The organism is Anoxybacillus amylolyticus (genome assembly GCF_001634285.1).
In the GTDB taxonomy this organism is placed as follows: Bacteria; Bacillota; Bacilli; order Bacillales; family Anoxybacillaceae; genus Anoxybacteroides; species Anoxybacteroides amylolyticum.
The window spans coordinates 1,046,213-1,062,643 of sequence record NZ_CP015438.1; the positions used below are offsets into that span (position 1 = coordinate 1,046,213).

The 16,431-nt window shown below is 42.4% G+C and carries 16 protein-coding genes and 2 pseudogenes; 7 read left to right on the forward strand and 11 right to left on the reverse strand.

What is annotated here, in order from left to right:
* Window positions 1-124 precede the first annotated feature (124 nt).
* The 3 genes and pseudogenes from GFC30_RS05385 to GFC30_RS16845 form a co-directional block, all read left to right on the forward strand.
* Window positions 125-1,102 carry a BMP family lipoprotein gene (locus tag GFC30_RS05385; protein ID WP_066323231.1) on the forward strand — a complete coding sequence of 326 codons (978 nt, stop codon included), beginning with the start codon at window positions 125-127 and terminating at the stop codon, window positions 1,100-1,102.
* 15 nt (window positions 1,103-1,117) lie between these two features.
* Window positions 1,118-2,779, forward strand: coding sequence for a methyl-accepting chemotaxis protein (locus GFC30_RS05390; protein ID WP_066323232.1), 1,662 nt, complete (start codon window positions 1,118-1,120; stop codon window positions 2,777-2,779).
* A gap of 146 nt (window positions 2,780-2,925) precedes the next feature.
* A pseudogene (locus tag GFC30_RS16845) lies at window positions 2,926-3,093 on the forward strand (IS66 family transposase); the annotation flags it as partial.
* A gap of 151 nt (window positions 3,094-3,244) precedes the next feature.
* On the opposite strand, the pseudogene GFC30_RS05395 reads toward GFC30_RS16845, so the two are convergent.
* From GFC30_RS05395 to GFC30_RS05400, 3 genes and pseudogenes are all read right to left on the reverse strand, one after another.
* Window positions 3,245-4,048: pseudogene (locus GFC30_RS05395) on the reverse strand (IS982 family transposase); the annotation flags it as partial.
* Between the two features lie 172 nt (window positions 4,049-4,220).
* Complete coding sequence (locus GFC30_RS16430) at window positions 4,221-4,352, reverse strand: DUF3941 domain-containing protein (RefSeq protein ID WP_084256203.1); 132 nt, start codon at window positions 4,350-4,352, stop codon at window positions 4,221-4,223.
* 44 nt (window positions 4,353-4,396) lie between these two features.
* A complete protein-coding gene (locus GFC30_RS05400; RefSeq protein WP_066323233.1) occupies window positions 4,397-5,260 on the reverse strand; it encodes a DegV family protein in 864 nt (287 codons plus the stop codon).
* Between the two features lie 90 nt (window positions 5,261-5,350).
* On the opposite strand from GFC30_RS05400, the gene GFC30_RS05405 reads away from it, so the two are divergent.
* Entirely contained in the window at window positions 5,351-6,193 is an 843-nt protein-coding gene (locus GFC30_RS05405) for a YitT family protein (protein ID WP_066323234.1), read from the forward strand.
* Window positions 6,194-6,317: 124 nt separating this feature from the next.
* The gene (locus GFC30_RS05410) at window positions 6,318-8,567 is read left to right on the forward strand and encodes a YcdB/YcdC domain-containing protein (RefSeq protein ID WP_158512132.1); all 2,250 of its coding nucleotides are present in this window, start codon (window positions 6,318-6,320) and stop codon (window positions 8,565-8,567) included.
* A 28-nt stretch (window positions 8,568-8,595) separates the two neighbouring features.
* Here the strand turns inward: GFC30_RS05410 and GFC30_RS05415 are convergent, their stop codons facing one another.
* The 3 genes from GFC30_RS05415 to GFC30_RS05420 form a co-directional block, all read right to left on the reverse strand.
* Window positions 8,596-8,790, reverse strand: coding sequence for a DUF3813 domain-containing protein (locus tag GFC30_RS05415; protein ID WP_066323236.1), 195 nt, complete (start codon window positions 8,788-8,790; stop codon window positions 8,596-8,598).
* Window positions 8,791-8,792: 2 nt separating this feature from the next.
* Window positions 8,793-8,945 carry a hypothetical protein gene (locus GFC30_RS17145; protein ID WP_169806991.1) on the reverse strand — a complete coding sequence of 51 codons (153 nt, stop codon included), beginning with the start codon at window positions 8,943-8,945 and terminating at the stop codon, window positions 8,793-8,795.
* 86 nt (window positions 8,946-9,031) lie between these two features.
* Complete coding sequence (locus tag GFC30_RS05420; protein ID WP_066323237.1) at window positions 9,032-9,838, reverse strand: Cof-type HAD-IIB family hydrolase; 807 nt, start codon at window positions 9,836-9,838, stop codon at window positions 9,032-9,034.
* A 131-nt stretch (window positions 9,839-9,969) separates the two neighbouring features.
* Between GFC30_RS05420 and yjfP the strand changes: the two genes are divergently transcribed.
* Complete coding sequence (yjfP, locus tag GFC30_RS05425; protein WP_066323238.1) at window positions 9,970-10,731, forward strand: esterase; 762 nt, start codon at window positions 9,970-9,972, stop codon at window positions 10,729-10,731.
* A gap of 287 nt (window positions 10,732-11,018) precedes the next feature.
* Here yjfP and GFC30_RS05430 read toward each other — a convergent pair whose 3' ends face one another.
* From GFC30_RS05430 to GFC30_RS05450, 5 genes are all read right to left on the reverse strand, one after another.
* Window positions 11,019-11,318 carry a metal-sulfur cluster assembly factor gene (locus GFC30_RS05430; protein ID WP_066323239.1) on the reverse strand — a complete coding sequence of 100 codons (300 nt, stop codon included), beginning with the start codon at window positions 11,316-11,318 and terminating at the stop codon, window positions 11,019-11,021.
* Window positions 11,319-11,332: 14 nt separating this feature from the next.
* Complete coding sequence (locus tag GFC30_RS05435; RefSeq protein WP_066323240.1) at window positions 11,333-12,574, reverse strand: hypothetical protein; 1,242 nt, start codon at window positions 12,572-12,574, stop codon at window positions 11,333-11,335.
* Window positions 12,575-12,579: 5 nt separating this feature from the next.
* A complete protein-coding gene (locus GFC30_RS05440) occupies window positions 12,580-12,789 on the reverse strand; it encodes a DUF2249 domain-containing protein (protein ID WP_003397432.1) in 210 nt (69 codons plus the stop codon).
* Between the two features lie 5 nt (window positions 12,790-12,794).
* Window positions 12,795-13,025 carry a DUF2249 domain-containing protein gene (locus GFC30_RS05445; protein ID WP_066323241.1) on the reverse strand — a complete coding sequence of 77 codons (231 nt, stop codon included), beginning with the start codon at window positions 13,023-13,025 and terminating at the stop codon, window positions 12,795-12,797.
* Between the two features lie 78 nt (window positions 13,026-13,103).
* Window positions 13,104-13,796, reverse strand: a complete 693-nt coding sequence (locus GFC30_RS05450; RefSeq protein ID WP_066323242.1) for a Crp/Fnr family transcriptional regulator — start codon at window positions 13,794-13,796, stop codon at window positions 13,104-13,106.
* 190 nt (window positions 13,797-13,986) lie between these two features.
* On the opposite strand from GFC30_RS05450, the gene GFC30_RS05455 reads away from it, so the two are divergent.
* On the forward strand, window positions 13,987-16,347 hold the full coding sequence (locus GFC30_RS05455; RefSeq protein ID WP_066323243.1) for a nitric-oxide reductase large subunit: 2,361 nt from the start codon (window positions 13,987-13,989) through the stop codon (window positions 16,345-16,347).
* The last annotated feature ends 84 nt before the right edge of the window (window positions 16,348-16,431 follow it).

A 16,431-nucleotide genomic window follows, 5' to 3' on the forward strand; every position in this document is an offset into this window, starting at 1 on the left:
TTTGTCTCTTTTACATGGTAATTATTGTAATTGAAATTGCTCAACTACAGTTAAGAAACTAAAAACATTTTAGGAAATAACCGATAAAAAGAGTGGATATTTTCACTGTGAAAGGACGAGAAAGATGAAACGGTTACGTCTTATTGTAGCAATGATGCTAGTAATAAGTCTTTTTGCTGGTTGTTCAGCACAAGAAGGGGTAAAAACGAAAAAACGGATAAAAGTAGGAATTATGTTGTCTGACGTTGGACTTGGTGATCAATCATTTAGCGATTCTGCTTTCCGTGGACTAATGAAAGCGCGCGATGAACTTGGCATCATTTTTGATTATCGAGAGCTGCAAGATACGAAAACATATGAACAAGGGTTAAAGGAGTTAGTAGAGGAAGGAAATGATATCGTCATTGGGCTTGGGTTTATGGTGCAGCAAGATTTAGAAAAAGTAGCAAAACAATACCCCAAACAAAAATTTATTTTAATTGACTCCGTATCGAATTTGAAAAACGTCACATCCATTACGTTCAAAGAAGATGAAGGGAGTTTTCTTGCCGGGGTTGTCGCGGCGATGACAACAAAAACGGATAAAATCGGATTTATCGGTGGGGCAGATGTACCGCTTATTCGCAAATTTGCCGTTGGATTCGAAAAAGGGGTGCATGCGATAAAACCGAACGCTGTGGTCGACGTGGTGTATGCCGGCGATTTTGGGAATGACAAACTCGGCGCCAATATCGCAAAAGGAATGTTTTCCAGAGGGTGCGATGTAGTATATACGGCGGCGGGATTTACGGGAGTTGGTGCACTAAAAGAAGCAGAAGCGCACGGTGTTTATGCTATTGGCGTAGATAGCGACCAATATTTTTACGCGGAAAAAGCCGTTGTCACATCGATGGTCAAAAATGTGGATGTGGCGTTATTCACTGTTTTAAAACAATATGTAGAGAAAGGGAAGTTAGAAAGCGGAACGGTGCAGCTTGGATTGAAAGAAAACGGGGTTGGTCTTGCGCCGATTCGCGTGGTGCCATGGAGCGAACCGCAGCAAAAACTGGTCGAGCAATGGAAAGAAAAAATTGAAAATGGCGAAGTGACAACGAATGAATAGAAAGGGGGAATTGCGATGACCATTCGAAAAAAGCTTTGGTTTCATTCGATTATTTCTATTTTACTATCGATGGGCATAATGGGATTTATTATTGTGAACATGTTGTCAATTCAAGCGACGAATAAAGATGTTGTTCCGATGTTGTTGACGGTGCAGCAAGCGCAAGCAAACATGAAAGCGACGAAACAAAGCTTGAATAACTTTGCCTATAATATGACAGAGGGGAATAAGCAAGATGTAACCGCTCAAGTCAACGAAACGGAACAGTTGCTACAGAAACTCGACAAGATCTTAAAGCAAAAAGAGTTCCGCGTTTTGTTAGAAAATGCGAAACAAAAGTTTGCGGATGTACATACCCGTTCGTTCGCAGCGCTGGAGAGCCGCGATGCGTCAGAAACGAGACGGCAAGCGATGCGCATTGAAGGTGCGATTAATGATTTGCATGTTTTGCAGTTATATACGAATGACTTTTATAACGCATTGCAGCAAGACTTGCAAGGACAAATTCGTTTTGTTGTCTGGACGGCAGTAGTTGGCAGCGTGGCGCTTTTATTGTTGTCTGGCGGAAGCAGCTTACGGCTTACCCGTTCGATTACGAAGCCGTTAGAACGTCTAGCCAATAATGCCAAAGAGATTGCAAGCGGCAATTTATTTGTAGAGCGAGTTTCTTATACACATAAAGATGAAATTGGTGAGCTGAGCACATCGTTCAATATGATGGTCGAGGAGCTTCAGCGGTTGCTTCATTCCGTTGATGAAGCAAGCAAAAAGGTAGAAATGTTTGCAAAAGAAATTGAAAAAGAAAATCAAATGCTAACGGAGATTAATCGCCAAGTAGCGATGTCTACGAACGAGTTGTCATCTGGTGCCCAAAGTATTTCGGAAGAATTACAGCAAGCAGTGCTATTAATAGAAAAGATGGATGAAACGTTCGCGCAAACGGCAGAACGAACAGAACAAACCGCGCAGTATAGCCATATGGCGGTAGAAGCGATTCGTCACGGACAAAAGGCCATTGAACAACAAGAAAAATTTATTCGTGATAATGCAGAGGCAACGGCATTAATTGAACAGGAAACGAACGAGTTTACGGCGTATGCGTTAAATATCGAGCAAATGGCGAAAGCGGTATCCGACATTGCAGAACAGACGAATTTGCTCGCGTTAAATGCTGCGATTGAGGCAGCGCGGGCAGGAGAGGCTGGGAAAGGATTTGCCGTAGTTGCGGAAGAAGTGCGGAAATTGGCGGAGCAGTCCGCGCAAGCAACGAAGCAAATTTTTGCAACCGTTTCGCAAATTAAACACGGGGTCGAATCAGTTGCTTCAGCAGTAGCGCAAGGCGTGAAAATTGCCGAACAACAATCGCAGTCAATTTCCGCAACGGCGTTAGCATTTTCGGAAATCGAAATGAAAGTTGCTGGTATTTCGAATGACATTCAGTCATTGGTGACAGCGGTGGCGGAATCGAAACAGCTAGGGGAAAAAGTATTGCAAAACGTCGAAAGTATTAGTGCAGTGGTGGAAGAATCAGCAGCTGGAAGCGAAGAAATTGCGGCTTCGATGTCCGAACAGCTCACTGCGTTTGAAAACATGGCCGAAAAAGTTACAATGATGCGGCAATTGACCGATGAACTACAAGCGGTGATGGAGAAGTTTCAGACGGATAAACTTCGCTAGAAAGGAAACCTTTGTTAGACAGATTATTTCATCATCTTTGGTGAGGAGACCCCGACTTCTAAGCGAGAACGAAAGTCGGGGAGAAATCACTAGGCCGCTTGGAGGCATGAGTCCGATATTGTACGGGACTCATGCCCTTTAATTTTGTCAAACAAAAAATTTCTGGAACCTTTCGTCAGGAAGACGATGTCGAAGCTTTCTGTGTCATTCTCATCGTCATTTCTACCCTGCAAAAACACGGAAAGCCGGTGTGGGAATCGTTGAAAAGACTTCTAAGTGGGGAGTTTCTCCAAAAGATTCTCCACTCCTCTTAGGGCATTTCCGATACCGGAAATGCCCTGTTGGTGCTGGATTCTAAAAATCTCGCTAGTATTGGGCTGAATGGACACAATCGAATTCTGTTCAGTTTTATTTAGCGGTCACAGGTGTTCATACAGAAGTCATGATTTTAAAGTGCGTGTATATACTCTGGTTTTGGGCACGAATGTCTGTGATACGATACTGGTCGACGAGGACAGAGAACACCGTTTCCACCACTTTGCGTTTTTGTTTGAGCCATCTCTCCCATGATGCGGATGGGCGACGTTTCTGGTTTTTGCGAGATGGAGTCCAAAAGGCGATTTGGTACGCTTCATGCAACTTTTTTTGCAATTGGTTACTGATGAATACTTTGTCGCTCAAATTCAAGGGATGGGGAATTTGAGTCATGACGGTTCTTCCGCCGTTCGATCGTGACAGGACGCTTCCGTCACCACGTATCCCATGGGCAGTCCTTGGTCGGTCACTTGAAGATGAAGCTTAAATCCATAGTACCACTGCTTTTTCGACGCACAAAGCCCGATGTCAGCGATTCCTTGAAATCGTTTGACACGGTACATTCTTGTGGAATGGCACAACTCGAGTGGCATGCTATCTACTACCGCATAGGCATGGTGTTGACCACGTTTTCCCAACTCATGACGAATCCACTTGATTGCAACACGCAACGCTCGACAACGGCGATTGTATCGAGAACGTTCGAGAAAATGTCCATCCGTAAACAAGTTCCCAGTAACAAAGCGATGCCATGCACGTTCGGAAGAGAAGCCAAGCAACTTTCCTAAAAGATGAATGGCAATATCACCGCGTCTTCTTGTTTCCCAAATGACGATTGCGACGTTGAAGATAGAATTGAATTTGTGACAGTTGGGCAGAAACAAAGAAGAAAATGGCTGCATGTTGTTTTTGAATCTTTGCTTGATCTGTAGTAAAATGAAAGTGCTCTTGCATGGGGATTCTCCTTTCGAATGTTGGTTGGCACTTTCATTCTACAGGAGATCCAAAGGCAAGGGCTATTTTTATGCTTACTCGATTTTATCTAGCACCACGGGTTATATAAATATATCGTTTACAACATAATTAACAGAAAAACATGTAAAAGAGCTTGCTTTCGCAAGCTCTTTTACAGATGATCCGTTTTTTTTGAGTAAGCGTGTTTTCCAGCTTGGCGATTTTTTTCGCGAAGCATGTTTTTTTCATGATGCTTCGCTTGATTGTCGCGCGCTTTTTTATCGTTGTCGCTCGTATGTGGCATCTTGGCGCCCCCCTTTCTAAATCATACACCGATAGTTTGGTCGGTTAGGCGTCGATGTATTCGTTTAAGAAAAAGAGTGCCAATGTGCCCGGGCCGGCATGGGCGCCGATCGCTCCGCCAATTGGCGAAAGGAAAAAGCGAGTGCAGCCGAATTTTTCTTCAATCATTCGTTTTAATTCTAACGCAGCTTCTTCGTCATCGCCGTGGCTGATGCCGATGACTTGCTTTTGTAAGTCGTTTCCGCGTTCTTCCATCAGTTCAATCATCCGTTTGAACACTTTTTTCCGGCCGCGAATTTTTTCGATTGGAATTAATTTTCCGTCTTCAACATGAAGCAGTGGTTTAATGTTTAATATCCCACCGACAAACGCAGACGTTTTGCTAATGCGTCCGCCGCGCGCAAGAAACTCTAAATCATCGACGGTAAAAATATGCTCCATATGGCGGCAGTACGCAGAAATCGTTTCACATAGCTGCTCATATGGCATTCCTTTTTGCGCAAGTTCGCTCGCTTTCATCACGACGAGCCCTAAGCCGAGTGAAGCGCATTTGGAGTCGATAATCGCTAATTGAAACTCAGGATATTGTTCAAGCACTTCTTCGCGCACCATCATAGCTGTTTGGTACGTTCCTGATAATTGGGATGAAAATGCGATATACACAGCAGGACGCCCAGACTCGGCAAGCTTGGTAAACAGTTCTTTCATTTTTAATGGGCTTGCTTGCGATGTTTTCGCCACTTCACCGTGTCGCATCGCATCATACACTTGTTTTGGCTCGATTGTCACGAAATCTTCATAGTCCGTGTGATGCAAATGGACAATGAGGGGGAGAAACGAAATATGTCGTTCTTGCAAAAAAGGGTATGGCAAATCACAGCCGCTATCGGCTACAATGTGAATGGACATAATACTCACCTTCTTCTCTCATCAGTTTGCTGCTATAAGTGTAACGATTTTTAAGTGAAAAAACAATTTTTAGTTGATTGAGGTGAACACATGGCTTGGTTGCAAATAAAAAAATTAACGGTTGTACTGCTTGGTGCGTTGTTAAACGCAATAGCGCTCAATTTCTTTTTAATTCCGGCAAACGTGTATACGAGCGGATTTGCTGGGATTGCCCAGCTTACGTCGAAACTAGCCGCGGACTATACCCCTTATCATCTTTCGACAGGAATGTTATTGTTCCTGCTGAACGTTCCTGTTGCGATTTTAGGATGGAAGCAAGTAGGGAAGTCGTTTACGGTTTATAGCTTTTTAAGCGTGCTGTTTATGTCGTTTTTTTTAGAAATCATTCCGGTGAAAAAGGTCGCTGACGATATTTTGTTAAATGCTGTATTTGGCGGAGTCATTGGAGCAATTGGGGTTGGCTGGACGCTCAAATGGGGGGCTTCTACCGGCGGGCTAGATATTATTGCCCTAGTGTTGTCGCGCATGAAAGATCGTCCAGTCGGCACGTATTTTTTCACGCTGAATGCCGTCATTATTTTAACTGCGGGATACGTGTACGGCTGGGAAAAGGCGCTTTATACGCTTGTGACGCTATATGCATCAACGAGGGTCATTGACGCCATTCATACTCGGCATCAAAAGCTGACGGCGATGATTGTGACAAACAAAGGAGAAGAACTAAAAAAAGCGATACACGCCAAACTCGTCCGTGGAATTACAACGATCCCCGCTACCGGCGCTTTCTCGCAAGAAAAGAAAGACATATTAATGATCGTTCTTACGAGATACGAGCTTTTTGACTTAGAGCGAATTATTAAAGAAGTAGACCCACAAGCGTTCACCAACATCGTACAGACGACTGCAGTATTTGGGTTTTTTCGGAAAGAATAAATTTCATCAAAAAACCGTACCTTTTTGGGCGGTTTTTTGTTTTTTCTGAAACTTTTTAAAGAGATTTTCGTCTAAATAAATGGATTTCATTCCAAAAATTTCAATGAATATAAAAAGGGGGATTATGATGCAGAAAGACTGGCTTTCAAAGTTTTTAGTAGCTGCTGTGCTTGTTACAAGCACAGGACCGATTACTGCAAAAGCTGCGGAAAAGGAAATATATTTACCTTCGCAGCAAAAACTGTACCAACAAGTAGGCGTCAACTCTACAGCGATTGATATGGAAGAGGTAAAAGTTTCGAAAGAACAAGCGATTGAAATTGCTAAAAAAACTGTCAACATTGAAAAAGGTTATAAATTTCAAGGAATTACTTTTTCGACGCAATGGTATGGCAATAAACCTGTATGGCAAATGTCTTGGTATAAAGAAGATAAAGGATACCATGCGATTTATGTAACGGTAAACGCTCAAACAGGAAATGTTGTAAATATTAATATTTATCATGAAAAAGATAGTAACATGCCGTTTCCACCGAAAGTAAGCTATGAACAAGCAGTAGATGTGGCAAAACAATACATTCAAAAGATGTACCCAAATAAACTAAAAGAACTTGCCATCGATGAGCAATTGAAAAAACAACAAGGCAGACTGCCGTACGGGGAACGGCGGTTTTACGCTGTCCGTTTTTATCAGATGGTCAATCATGTGCCATATTACGAAAATAATATCATGATAACGATTGATGGGAACGGAGAAATTCGGAATTTTGAATACAATTGGAATGACGAAGTCACATTTGAAAAAAATGAAAATGTCATTTCTTTGGACAAAGCAAATCAGTTGTTAAAAGATCGTATGGAATTAGAATTGCGATACCAAATGGACTATTCGTCGAAGCAGCCTCCAAAGTTGATTTATGTGCCGAAAACGAACGCGTACCCATATTATCAAGCTAACTTTAATGCTACTATCGATGCTCATACAGGAAAATTTATTGATATGTACGGAAACCCGGTGGAGCAAACAGCACCGATAGAAGATAAGCCATTAGCAGAAAGCGCAACTCCTTTGCCGCCGCGAAGCAAAGAATTAACGCAAAAAGAAGCCATAGAAGCAGTGAAACGAATGATAGAGCTGCCGGATTCTATCGAACTTGATTCGGCGAATTACGAAGACCGCGGGGAAACTTCTGTATGGGTGTTTGGCTTTAGAAGTAACGGGGAAGATGCCAGTTTTTATGCAGAAATAAATGCAAAAACAGGGGAACTTACTCGATTTGATCGCAATATGATGTATTATAAAGAATGGGAACCAAACAAAAATCCGCAGGTGAACTACACCAAAGAACAGGCACTTGAAATCGCAAAAAATTTTGTGAAAAAAGTGGTTCCTGATAAAGTGGATCGTTTATATGCTACGTTGCCACAGGAAGTGCGGTATGACAGTAAATCGAACCCGCTCTTTTACGAAATGTACTTTTATCGCAAAGAAAATGGAATTCCAGTACAAGGGCAAGGAATAAGTGTAGCAGTTTCAGCGGAAACAGGAAAGATTATTCGCTTTTTTACTGACTGGCGTAACGTATCGTTTCCGTTGCCAAACAAAGTCGTTTCGCTAGAAAAAGCAGAAGAAATGTATATAGAGGATAAAAAGCTTGCCTTGAGCTACTTTACGACCTTAACGACGGATGAAAAAAGAAATAACACCGCTATTTTAGTTTATCAGCCGACCCCGTCTTGGGAGGAAAAATATTTAGATGCCGTTGATGGAAAATGGAAAGATGTTTCCACAGGAAGGGTAATCGACGACCAAAATGTAGCAACGGATATAAAAGGACATAAGCAAGAACAAGCGCTGCAAGCAATGATTGATTACAATATATATGATGTGGAAAACGGGAATGTGTATCCAGAGCGAGTAGTGACAAAAGGAGAGTTTGTCGAGATTGTCATGAGAGCGATTGGGGATTACGGAACGTGGTACAATGAGAATGCGGCAGCACCATTCAAAGATGTAAAAAAAGACGAAGCTTATTACCCATATTTACAAAGGGCAGTTGATCGCAGATTAATTAAAGTGGATGAAGAATATTTTCATCCGACAAGCCAAGTAACGCGAGAGTTTGTCGCTGTGACCCTTGTTCGTGCGTTAGGGTATGATAAACTTGCCTCACAAATCGATTTGTTCCCTCTTTCTTTTAAAGATGCCAATAAGATCCAATATAAAGGGCATGTCGGATTAATCAGCAAATTAAAAATTATGCCGGGAACGAAGTCCAAAGAGTTTCAACCATCTTCTTCGTTAACAAGGGCTGATTTAGCGGTGATTATTTATCGGTTTATGAATAAATATCCAGATATCGTACGAAATTAATAAAAAGCGATGCGGGCTTTCCGCATCGCTATTTAAGCTGCTCCAATTCCTCCTGCAACTGACGCAACTGCGCTTTTTCGGCTACGTTGGAATGGGCGTAAGCAGAAGAAAGGGCGTTTTTGGCGATGGCGATTGCTTCGGCAGCATGATCCGCTTGTTCGCTTGCTGCTTGCTTCGCATTCATCACTGCTTTTCGCGCTTCTTGGAATAGGCGATTTCCCATCGTCATTCCCCTCCAAGCGACATTTCGACCGCTTGTTTCGCCTTGCGCTCTTCTGCTTCTGCATATGTCATATGATAAGGGATTCGCTCATCGTGTTTTTCGACTGCATCGACGCTCTGTTGAATGAATCGCTTCGATTTATTTCGTTTGCCCAAGACGCATTCCCCCTTGAAAAGTAAAGACGCAACGTGGCGTCACTCCTATTGTAACCGGATCGAACAAATGATAATAAGGTAATTCGTTACAACTTTAACAGCGCTTTTAAATAAACACCGATGCCGTCTTCTTCGTTCGTTTTGGTTACATCGTTCGCCACTTGTTTTAACGGTTCGATGGCGTTGCCCATCGCAACGCCATATCCCGCCCATTCAATCATTTCTAAATCGTTATCTTCATCACCAAAAGCGATGACGCGCTCTTGTGGAATTTGGTAATATTCTGCCACAAGCTGCAGCCCAAACGCTTTATGAACGCCGGTGCGAACGATCTCAATAATATGCCATGGCGCCGCCCAGCGTCGGTGGTGCAACACATTAGCATGCACAGAAGACAAGTAATGCTGGATGTCGTCTGCATGTTGTTCATCGCTATGAATAAGGACGCTCGTCGGGTCGGCTTTTAGCATTTGCCGCAAGTCACCGATTTCAATTTTTGGATTGCCGAGCTTCACTATATCAAGCAATTTTTCATCGTGTTCGTGAAAATACACATCATCCATTACTTCCGCCAAAATGTTTTTGACGCGATATGTTTCGCCTACTTCAATAATTTCCTTTACTGTTTCGAGCTGGAGAGGAGAGTGATACATTCCCCATGCATCGTCTTTTGGATGGTGGACAAAAGCGCCGTTAAAATTAATAATCGGTGTTGTCAATTCGAGTTGTTCGTAATACATTTTACTTGCCCGATACGGCCTGCCTGTGGCAATGACGACAAGATGTCCTGCTGCTTTTGCGCGGAAAATCACTTCCTTTGTTAATGGAGAAATCGTTTTATCCTCTTTTAACAACGTCCCATCTAAATCCAATGCGATTAAATATTGTTCCATACGCTCTCCTTTGCTTATTAAAAATTTATTTTGTAAACGGCAAAAATGACATTTTTAGTGTAACTCTTTTCCAAAATTTTTGTCTACATGTTACACTAGAGAAGAGAATAACAAAAAAGGGGTTTCGCAGTATGGTTATTATTCAAAACGAGAAAATTGCTGGCATTCCGGTGCTTCATGTTGTGAAGGCGGAAAAACGGCAAGAAAAACTGCCTTTCATTATGTTTGTGCACGGGTTTACGAGTGCGAAAGAACATAATCTTCATTTCGGGTATTTATTGGCGGAGGCAGGCTACCGCGTCGTATTGCCAGATGCGCTTTATCATGGAGAGCGCGAGCAATCACTGACAAACGAAAAACTACAACTTGCATTTTGGAACATCGTCGTGCAAACGATTCATGAAGTCGGGCAAGTAAAACAAGCGCTATGTGCGCAACATCTTGTCCAAGAAGATCGTATCGGTCTTGCCGGTACATCAATGGGGGGAATTGTCACTTTTGGCTCGCTTGCAACATACCCTTGGATTAAAGCGGCTGTTTCGTTAATGGGAAGCCCGAACTATGAAGCGTTTTTTGATGCCCAAATTGAAATGGCGAAACAAATGAGGCTATCGATTCCATTGTCAGACGAACAGTTGAAAAAAGAACGAGAGCGCTTAACGACGTATGATCTCTCCCAACAGCCGGAAAAATTACAAGGACGTCCGCTTATGATGTGGCATGGCGAACGTGACCAAGTCGTCCCTTATCACTATACATATGAGTTTTACCAACAAATAAAACCACTTTATCCAAACGACAAACTCAAATTCATTTCGGACGACGAGGCTGGCCATAAAGTGACACGAGAGGCGTTTTTGGAAACAGTCCAATGGTTTATCGAGCACGTTTAATAAAAAGCGCAAGACATCTGTCTTGCGCTTCCAGGTGTGTTGATTATCCAATAAAAACTAATTGACATCGCTCTATTCCTAGCTTTTCTGCCGAAGTCGGCAAGCAAATGGCTTGCCGACTGGGAGTATTAGCATGCCCTCCTCGAACAACGAACGCTTTGCGGGCAAATGTATTTGCCCGCCGGCGTTCTTGTTCGAGGGAAGAGGCAGAAAAGCTTGTGTTTGGCCATATCATTCTGTATTTTTTAGTAAAATAATGGATAATCAACACTTGTGTTGCGCTTTATTTAAATATGCCCCAATTGTCGTAGTGCTGCTTCGCTCATCCGCTCCGGTGTCCATGGCGGATTCCACGTGATTTGTACGTCTACATCTTGCACACCTTCTACGTTTGCAAGCGCTCGTTTCACGCCACCGACAATCGAATCGTGAAGCGGACAGCCAGGGGTGGTAAGTGTCATGACAATCGAAACAAGACCGTCGTCAATACGCAAATCATAAATTAATCCTAAGTCAACGACGTTGATGCCTAGCTCTGGATCGTATACGGTGCGAAGCTGTTCAAGAACCATGTCTTTTAATTCCATAGGTGATGCCTCCTTTATTTAAGCAATACGGAAATGATTGATCCTGTAAACAAAAGGGAAAATAAAACTATTCCACTTTGGGAGAAGTAAAATAGCGGTAAACTAGAAATAGCGAGCGCTGTTATTACACCGACGAAGCTGGTGAAAAATAGCACGCAGGAGAAAACAGTCCATTTTTCATTCATCATTTGTTTTAACGTCGGTACGTTTTCCTTTCCAATTTTTTGGCTATAGCGATGCGTCCACCATAAAAACGGAACAATTTTATATAAATAACCGACAATGCTTAAAATAATCCAACCGAAGAGGTAACTATATATGATCACGCCAAAGCTGTCTGTATTTCCTATAATCGCAAAAAGAAAAGCCGTCCCGTGTAGACAAAGAGCAATAGCGATTGCCAAAAGCGCAAACAAAAACGGACGATCTAATTTTTTCTTTACCCGCTTTCGCAAAATGGTGACGATATGGTAACTAAATAGTGCAAACCCAAGCAACAATAGCCCCATCCCACTAACGAAAAGAGCAGAGCTGTTTGTTAAAAAACTGCCAAACGTAACTGCCAACCCACCCACGTAAAAGATGTACACATAGCGGGCAAGCGTCATCGAAAACCCATGTGCTAGGGAAAACATTGGCACCATTTTGTAAGAAAAGCCGATAATCAGTAACGTAAACCATCCGGCAAGTCCAAATAATAGATGTGTCTTTAGCGTAAGCAAATGATCCGCTACTTTAACGTTGCTAAAAAAATGAAATGCAAGCGTTACCCCTAAAGCAATCGTAAGAAATAAACAAATGAGCGCCGTACTAACAAACAATGTCAAAATATTTTTAGTTGGCTGTTTTTTAAGTGTCATTGCCATTTGAAGGAAAAAAAGAACAAATCCGAGCGTAAGGAACAGACCGGCAAAAAACACGAAATCCATTTTCCAAGCGAAACTGGTGGAAAGCGCCAAAACACCAAGCGCGGTGACAAAAAATTGAACAAACCCTAACGTTTCGCTCCAAATCGGTGTTAAAAAGGCGACTGGAACGAGCTGATACATCGCGCCCATCGCGACCATCAACCCCCAGCCGAGCACCGCTAAATGAACAGCCGCCCATACGCTTGGGATACGAAACGCCCCATGCACAATTGACGAACCCGAATAAAGCAGGATAGCTTGAGAAGTGAAGAACGCCATCGTGCCAAATAAAATAAAGGAAAACGGCAAGCGAATGTTCGTTTCATATGTTTGTTGAGTTGGAAACATCGTCGTCATCCCTTTGTAATCGTAATTTCAAAGCTCCCGTCCTCGCGCTCTTTCGTTTCATAAAGGTAGCCAAGTTCATCAAGTTGTTCGTATAAAAACATCGGGCGGCGATCGTTAATAATGGTTAATGTTTCTCCTTTAGGAAGCGTTTCTAGTGCCGCAAGCGTCCGCATCATCGGTTGTGGTGGCTCTAATCCACGATTGTCTAAAATCATCATTCTCACCCCTGCTTGACAAACGTCACTTTCCAATGCTTTTTATCAAGCTGTTCGACTTCGTACGTAAATCCTTTTGCTTTCATCACCGCAAAAAGCGGAACAGGCTTAAACGGCGCATGCAAAATAAACGTATCGCCTGCTTCGAGCGGCTGAACAGCGCTCATAATTTTTTGGAACGGCTCCAGTTTTTTTTGCAAATCTTCCCGGACATCCAACTCCACGATTTTCCCCATCGCGCTCACCCTTTCATGATCTTTTCATTTTCTATGATAGTGATTTTCACTCGTGGATATTGTGATCTCTATCACATGTTATAAAAAAATCTCTTTTTCCAATCTTTCTGCATCAATTAAGTAATATCCATTATCATCGATGTCGATAAGCCCTTTTCGTTTCAATTGGCTGAGCGTGCGACTAATCGTTTCGCGCGATGTGCCAATCATATTGGCGAGCTCGCGGTTTGTAAAATGCGTCGTTAAGCGGTGGAATCGTCCTTGCAGGACTGCGTTTGTTTTCGTCAGTCGCAATAAAAGCAAAATAATTTGTTCATACGTATTATGGAGGATTTGCTCTTCTAACCGGTTTTGCAAGTCGATAATTTTTTCTCCCATGACGCGGAATAATTTCATACACAATTCTGGATAACAAATAAGCGTTTGTTCAAATTCAGCAATTGGAATGACGATAAGCGTTGCCTCTTCCATCACTTCCGCATGGGCTGGATAACTTCCTCGACGGAAAAAGCCGGCGTGCGGAAACATTTCTCCTGTTTGCAAAATCGACACAATTTGTTCTTTTCCGCTAATATCCGTTTTGTAAATTTTTACAGTACCTGATTGAATAAAAAAGACGCGTTCAAGCGGCTCTCCTTGCATAAAGACGAACGTTCGCGGTTTATAGACACGTACTTGAGAAATTTTCACGATCGAATCAAGTTCTTCATCGGATAATTCTCGAAAAAGCGCGACATTTTTCAGCCTTGTTTTAATCCAATCATTCGTCATACCATCCACTCCTTATGGAATTTCTAAGCAAAATTTTACGTTGTTTTCTATTGAGAAGCTGTGACATAAATCATAACTTTTGGTGAACGTGTGATAAAAATCATAAGGAACGTTTGCGATACGTCACATAACAAAAGATTTTTCAGCGCTACAATGAGAACGAAATGAACGAAAAGGAAGGTGGATAGATATGGAAATAAACCGGAACGTTCGCGCATCGGTCGCTCGTTCAACCCAAAACAGCTTTTTAAAGTCTGTCTTAATTTTTACTATTTTAATCAGTTTCACCGTTCTATTAGTCGGCGGATACTGGATTTTTAAAGAAATGGCACCGCGCCCGAAAGAAGTCCGTAGCGAGAGTGGGGAAGTGTTATTTACAAAAGAATCGATTATCGGTGGACAATCGGTTTTCCAAAAATATGGGTTGATGGATTATGGGACGGTTCTCGGGCACGGTTCGTATATGGGACCTGACTACACTGCCCAAGCGTTAAAAGTGTATACGGAAGGAATGCAAGACTACAAAGCAAATGAATTGTACCATAAGCCATTTAAACAGCTATCGAGCGATGAACAGCAAATCATTCGCCAAAAAGTCATCAAAGAAATGAAGAAAAACCGTTATAACCCTGTAACAGATGTGCTCGTTTTAACGGGTTCCCAAGTGTATGGATTAGAACAAGTGCGGGATTATTACAAAAATGTATTTACAAATGGTGATGGATGGGGACTGAAAAAAGGACTTATCCAAGAAAGCCATATGCCAAAAAGTGGTCGCGCTTGGGTCGCGGACGGTGATCAAACAAAGCAAATCGCTGATTTCTTCTTCTGGACAGCGTGGCTATCAAGCACATTGCGAAATGGAGATACGATTACGTACACAAACAACTGGCCGTACTATGACGATGCGGGAAATACAATGTCGTTCTCCGCGATCTGGTGGAGCGGGGCAAGTGCAACGATTTTAGTATTGTTTGTTGCGATCATTTTATTCATTCAGCACCGCTATCAACTTAGCATGCAAGAAGCGTATAAAGACGGTCAATTCCCAATAATTGATCTACGTAAACAACCATTAACCGCTTCACAAGTAAAAACAGGAAAATACTTTGCGGTTGTTTCGGTTTTATTCTTCGTTCAATCGATGTTCGGCGCACTATTGGCGCACTATTATGTTGAGCCAGATAGTTTTTTTGGAATCAAATGGATTCATGACATCTTGCCATTTAACATTGCAAAAGGATACCATTTACAATTAGCGATTTTCTGGATTGCTACTTCATGGCTAGGCATGGGGATTTTCATTGCACCGCTTGTCGGTGGCTATGAACCGAAAAAACAAGGGTTGCTTGTCGATATCTTGTTCTGGGCGCTCGTTGTGCTCGTCGGTGGAAGTATGCTTGGTGAATGGTTAGGTGTTAATGGTTATTTAGGAAACGGATGGTTCCTATTCGGTGATCAAGGATGGGAATATATTGAATTAGGACGTATTTGGCAAATTGTATTAGTTGTCGGTATGTTAATTTGGTTGTTTATTGTGTATCGGGGCATTAAGAGTGGATTAAAGCGGGAAAGCGATAAAGGCGGCTTAATTCACTTGTTGTTCTACTCAGCAATCGCGGTTCCATTCTTTTACGTATTTGCGTTCTTTATTAATCCAAATACAAACTTTACGATGGCAGACTATTGGAGATGGTGGATTATTCACTTATGGGTGGAGGGCATTTTTGAAGTATTTGCTGTTGTTGTCATCGGGTTCTTGTTAGTACAAATGAAATTAGTGACGAAAAAATCGACCATTCGCGCGCTTTATTTCCAATTGATTATTTTGCTTGGCAGCGGCGTCATCGGAATCGGTCACCACTATTATTACAACGGCTCGGCGGAAATTTGGATTGCTCTTGGTGCCGTCTTCTCCGCGCTTGAAGTGATTCCGCTTACGTTGCTTGTCCTTGAAGCGTATGAGCAATACAAAATGATGCGCGACGGTGGAGTTGACTTCCCGTATAAAGCGACTTTCTGGTTTTTAATTTCGACAGCGATTTGGAACTTAGTCGGCGCAGGGGTGCTTGGTTTCTTAATTAACTTGCCAGCTGTTAGCTACTTTGAACACGGACAATTTTTAACGCCGACGCACGGCCATGGTGCGATGATGGGCGTGTACGGTATGTTTGGTATTGCTGTGTTGCTTTACTCGCTTCGCAACATCGTCAAACCAGAAGCGTGGAATGACAAATGGCTCAAATTCTCATGCTGGATGTTAAACATCGGGCTTGCTGGAATGATTGTGGTGACATTGTTGCCGATTGGTATGATGCAATTGAAAGAAGCGTTCTTGCACGGCTACTGGGTATCACGTTCGCCAGAGTTTCTAAAACAAGACATCGTGCAAAACTTGCTTACGCTTCGTTCTATTCCAGACACGATTTTCTTAGTCGGCGTCATTACGCTGATGGTCTTTAGCGTCAAAGCGTTGTTCCATTTGCGCAAACCGACCCATCAAGAAGAACAAGCGCTACCAGTTCCGGACTTAGCGAAAGAAGTTGAGTAAACGTACAAGGTTGACCTAAAAGCGGTTGCTTTTAGGTCAACTTTTCATTTTACGAAAAACACAACAAAATTTTTATTGACAGAA

What these genes read in the sequence shown, in the direction of transcription:
- GFC30_RS05440 (WP_003397432.1), bottom strand. Translation starts at nt 12,789, where the DNA reads ATGATTTTAGACAATCGTGGATTAGAGCCACCACAACCGATGATGCGG.
- GFC30_RS05405 (WP_066323234.1), top strand. Translation starts at nt 5,351, where the DNA reads ATGGCTTGGTTGCAAATAAAAAAATTAACGGTTGTACTGCTTGGTGCG.
- yjfP (WP_066323238.1), top strand. Translation starts at nt 9,970, where the DNA reads ATGGTTATTATTCAAAACGAGAAAATTGCTGGCATTCCGGTGCTTCAT.
- GFC30_RS05420 (WP_066323237.1), bottom strand. Translation starts at nt 9,838, where the DNA reads ATGGAACAATATTTAATCGCATTGGATTTAGATGGGACGTTGTTAAAA.
- GFC30_RS05410 (WP_158512132.1), top strand. Translation starts at nt 6,318, where the DNA reads ATGATGCAGAAAGACTGGCTTTCAAAGTTTTTAGTAGCTGCTGTGCTT.
- GFC30_RS05445 (WP_066323241.1), bottom strand. Translation starts at nt 13,025, where the DNA reads ATGGGGAAAATCGTGGAGTTGGATGTCCGGGAAGATTTGCAAAAAAAA.
- GFC30_RS05455 (WP_066323243.1), top strand. Translation starts at nt 13,987, where the DNA reads ATGGAAATAAACCGGAACGTTCGCGCATCGGTCGCTCGTTCAACCCAA.
- GFC30_RS05400 (WP_066323233.1), bottom strand. Translation starts at nt 5,260, where the DNA reads ATGTCCATTCACATTGTAGCCGATAGCGGCTGTGATTTGCCATACCCT.
- GFC30_RS05430 (WP_066323239.1), bottom strand. Translation starts at nt 11,318, where the DNA reads ATGGAATTAAAAGACATGGTTCTTGAACAGCTTCGCACCGTATACGAT.
- GFC30_RS05435 (WP_066323240.1), bottom strand. Translation starts at nt 12,574, where the DNA reads ATGTTTCCAACTCAACAAACATATGAAACGAACATTCGCTTGCCGTTT.
- GFC30_RS16430 (WP_084256203.1), bottom strand. Translation starts at nt 4,352, where the DNA reads ATGCCACATACGAGCGACAACGATAAAAAAGCGCGCGACAATCAAGCG.
- GFC30_RS05450 (WP_066323242.1), bottom strand. Translation starts at nt 13,796, where the DNA reads ATGACGAATGATTGGATTAAAACAAGGCTGAAAAATGTCGCGCTTTTT.
- GFC30_RS05415 (WP_066323236.1), bottom strand. Translation starts at nt 8,790, where the DNA reads ATGGGAAATCGCCTATTCCAAGAAGCGCGAAAAGCAGTGATGAATGCG.
- GFC30_RS05390 (WP_066323232.1), top strand. Translation starts at nt 1,118, where the DNA reads ATGACCATTCGAAAAAAGCTTTGGTTTCATTCGATTATTTCTATTTTA.
- GFC30_RS05385 (WP_066323231.1), top strand. Translation starts at nt 125, where the DNA reads ATGAAACGGTTACGTCTTATTGTAGCAATGATGCTAGTAATAAGTCTT.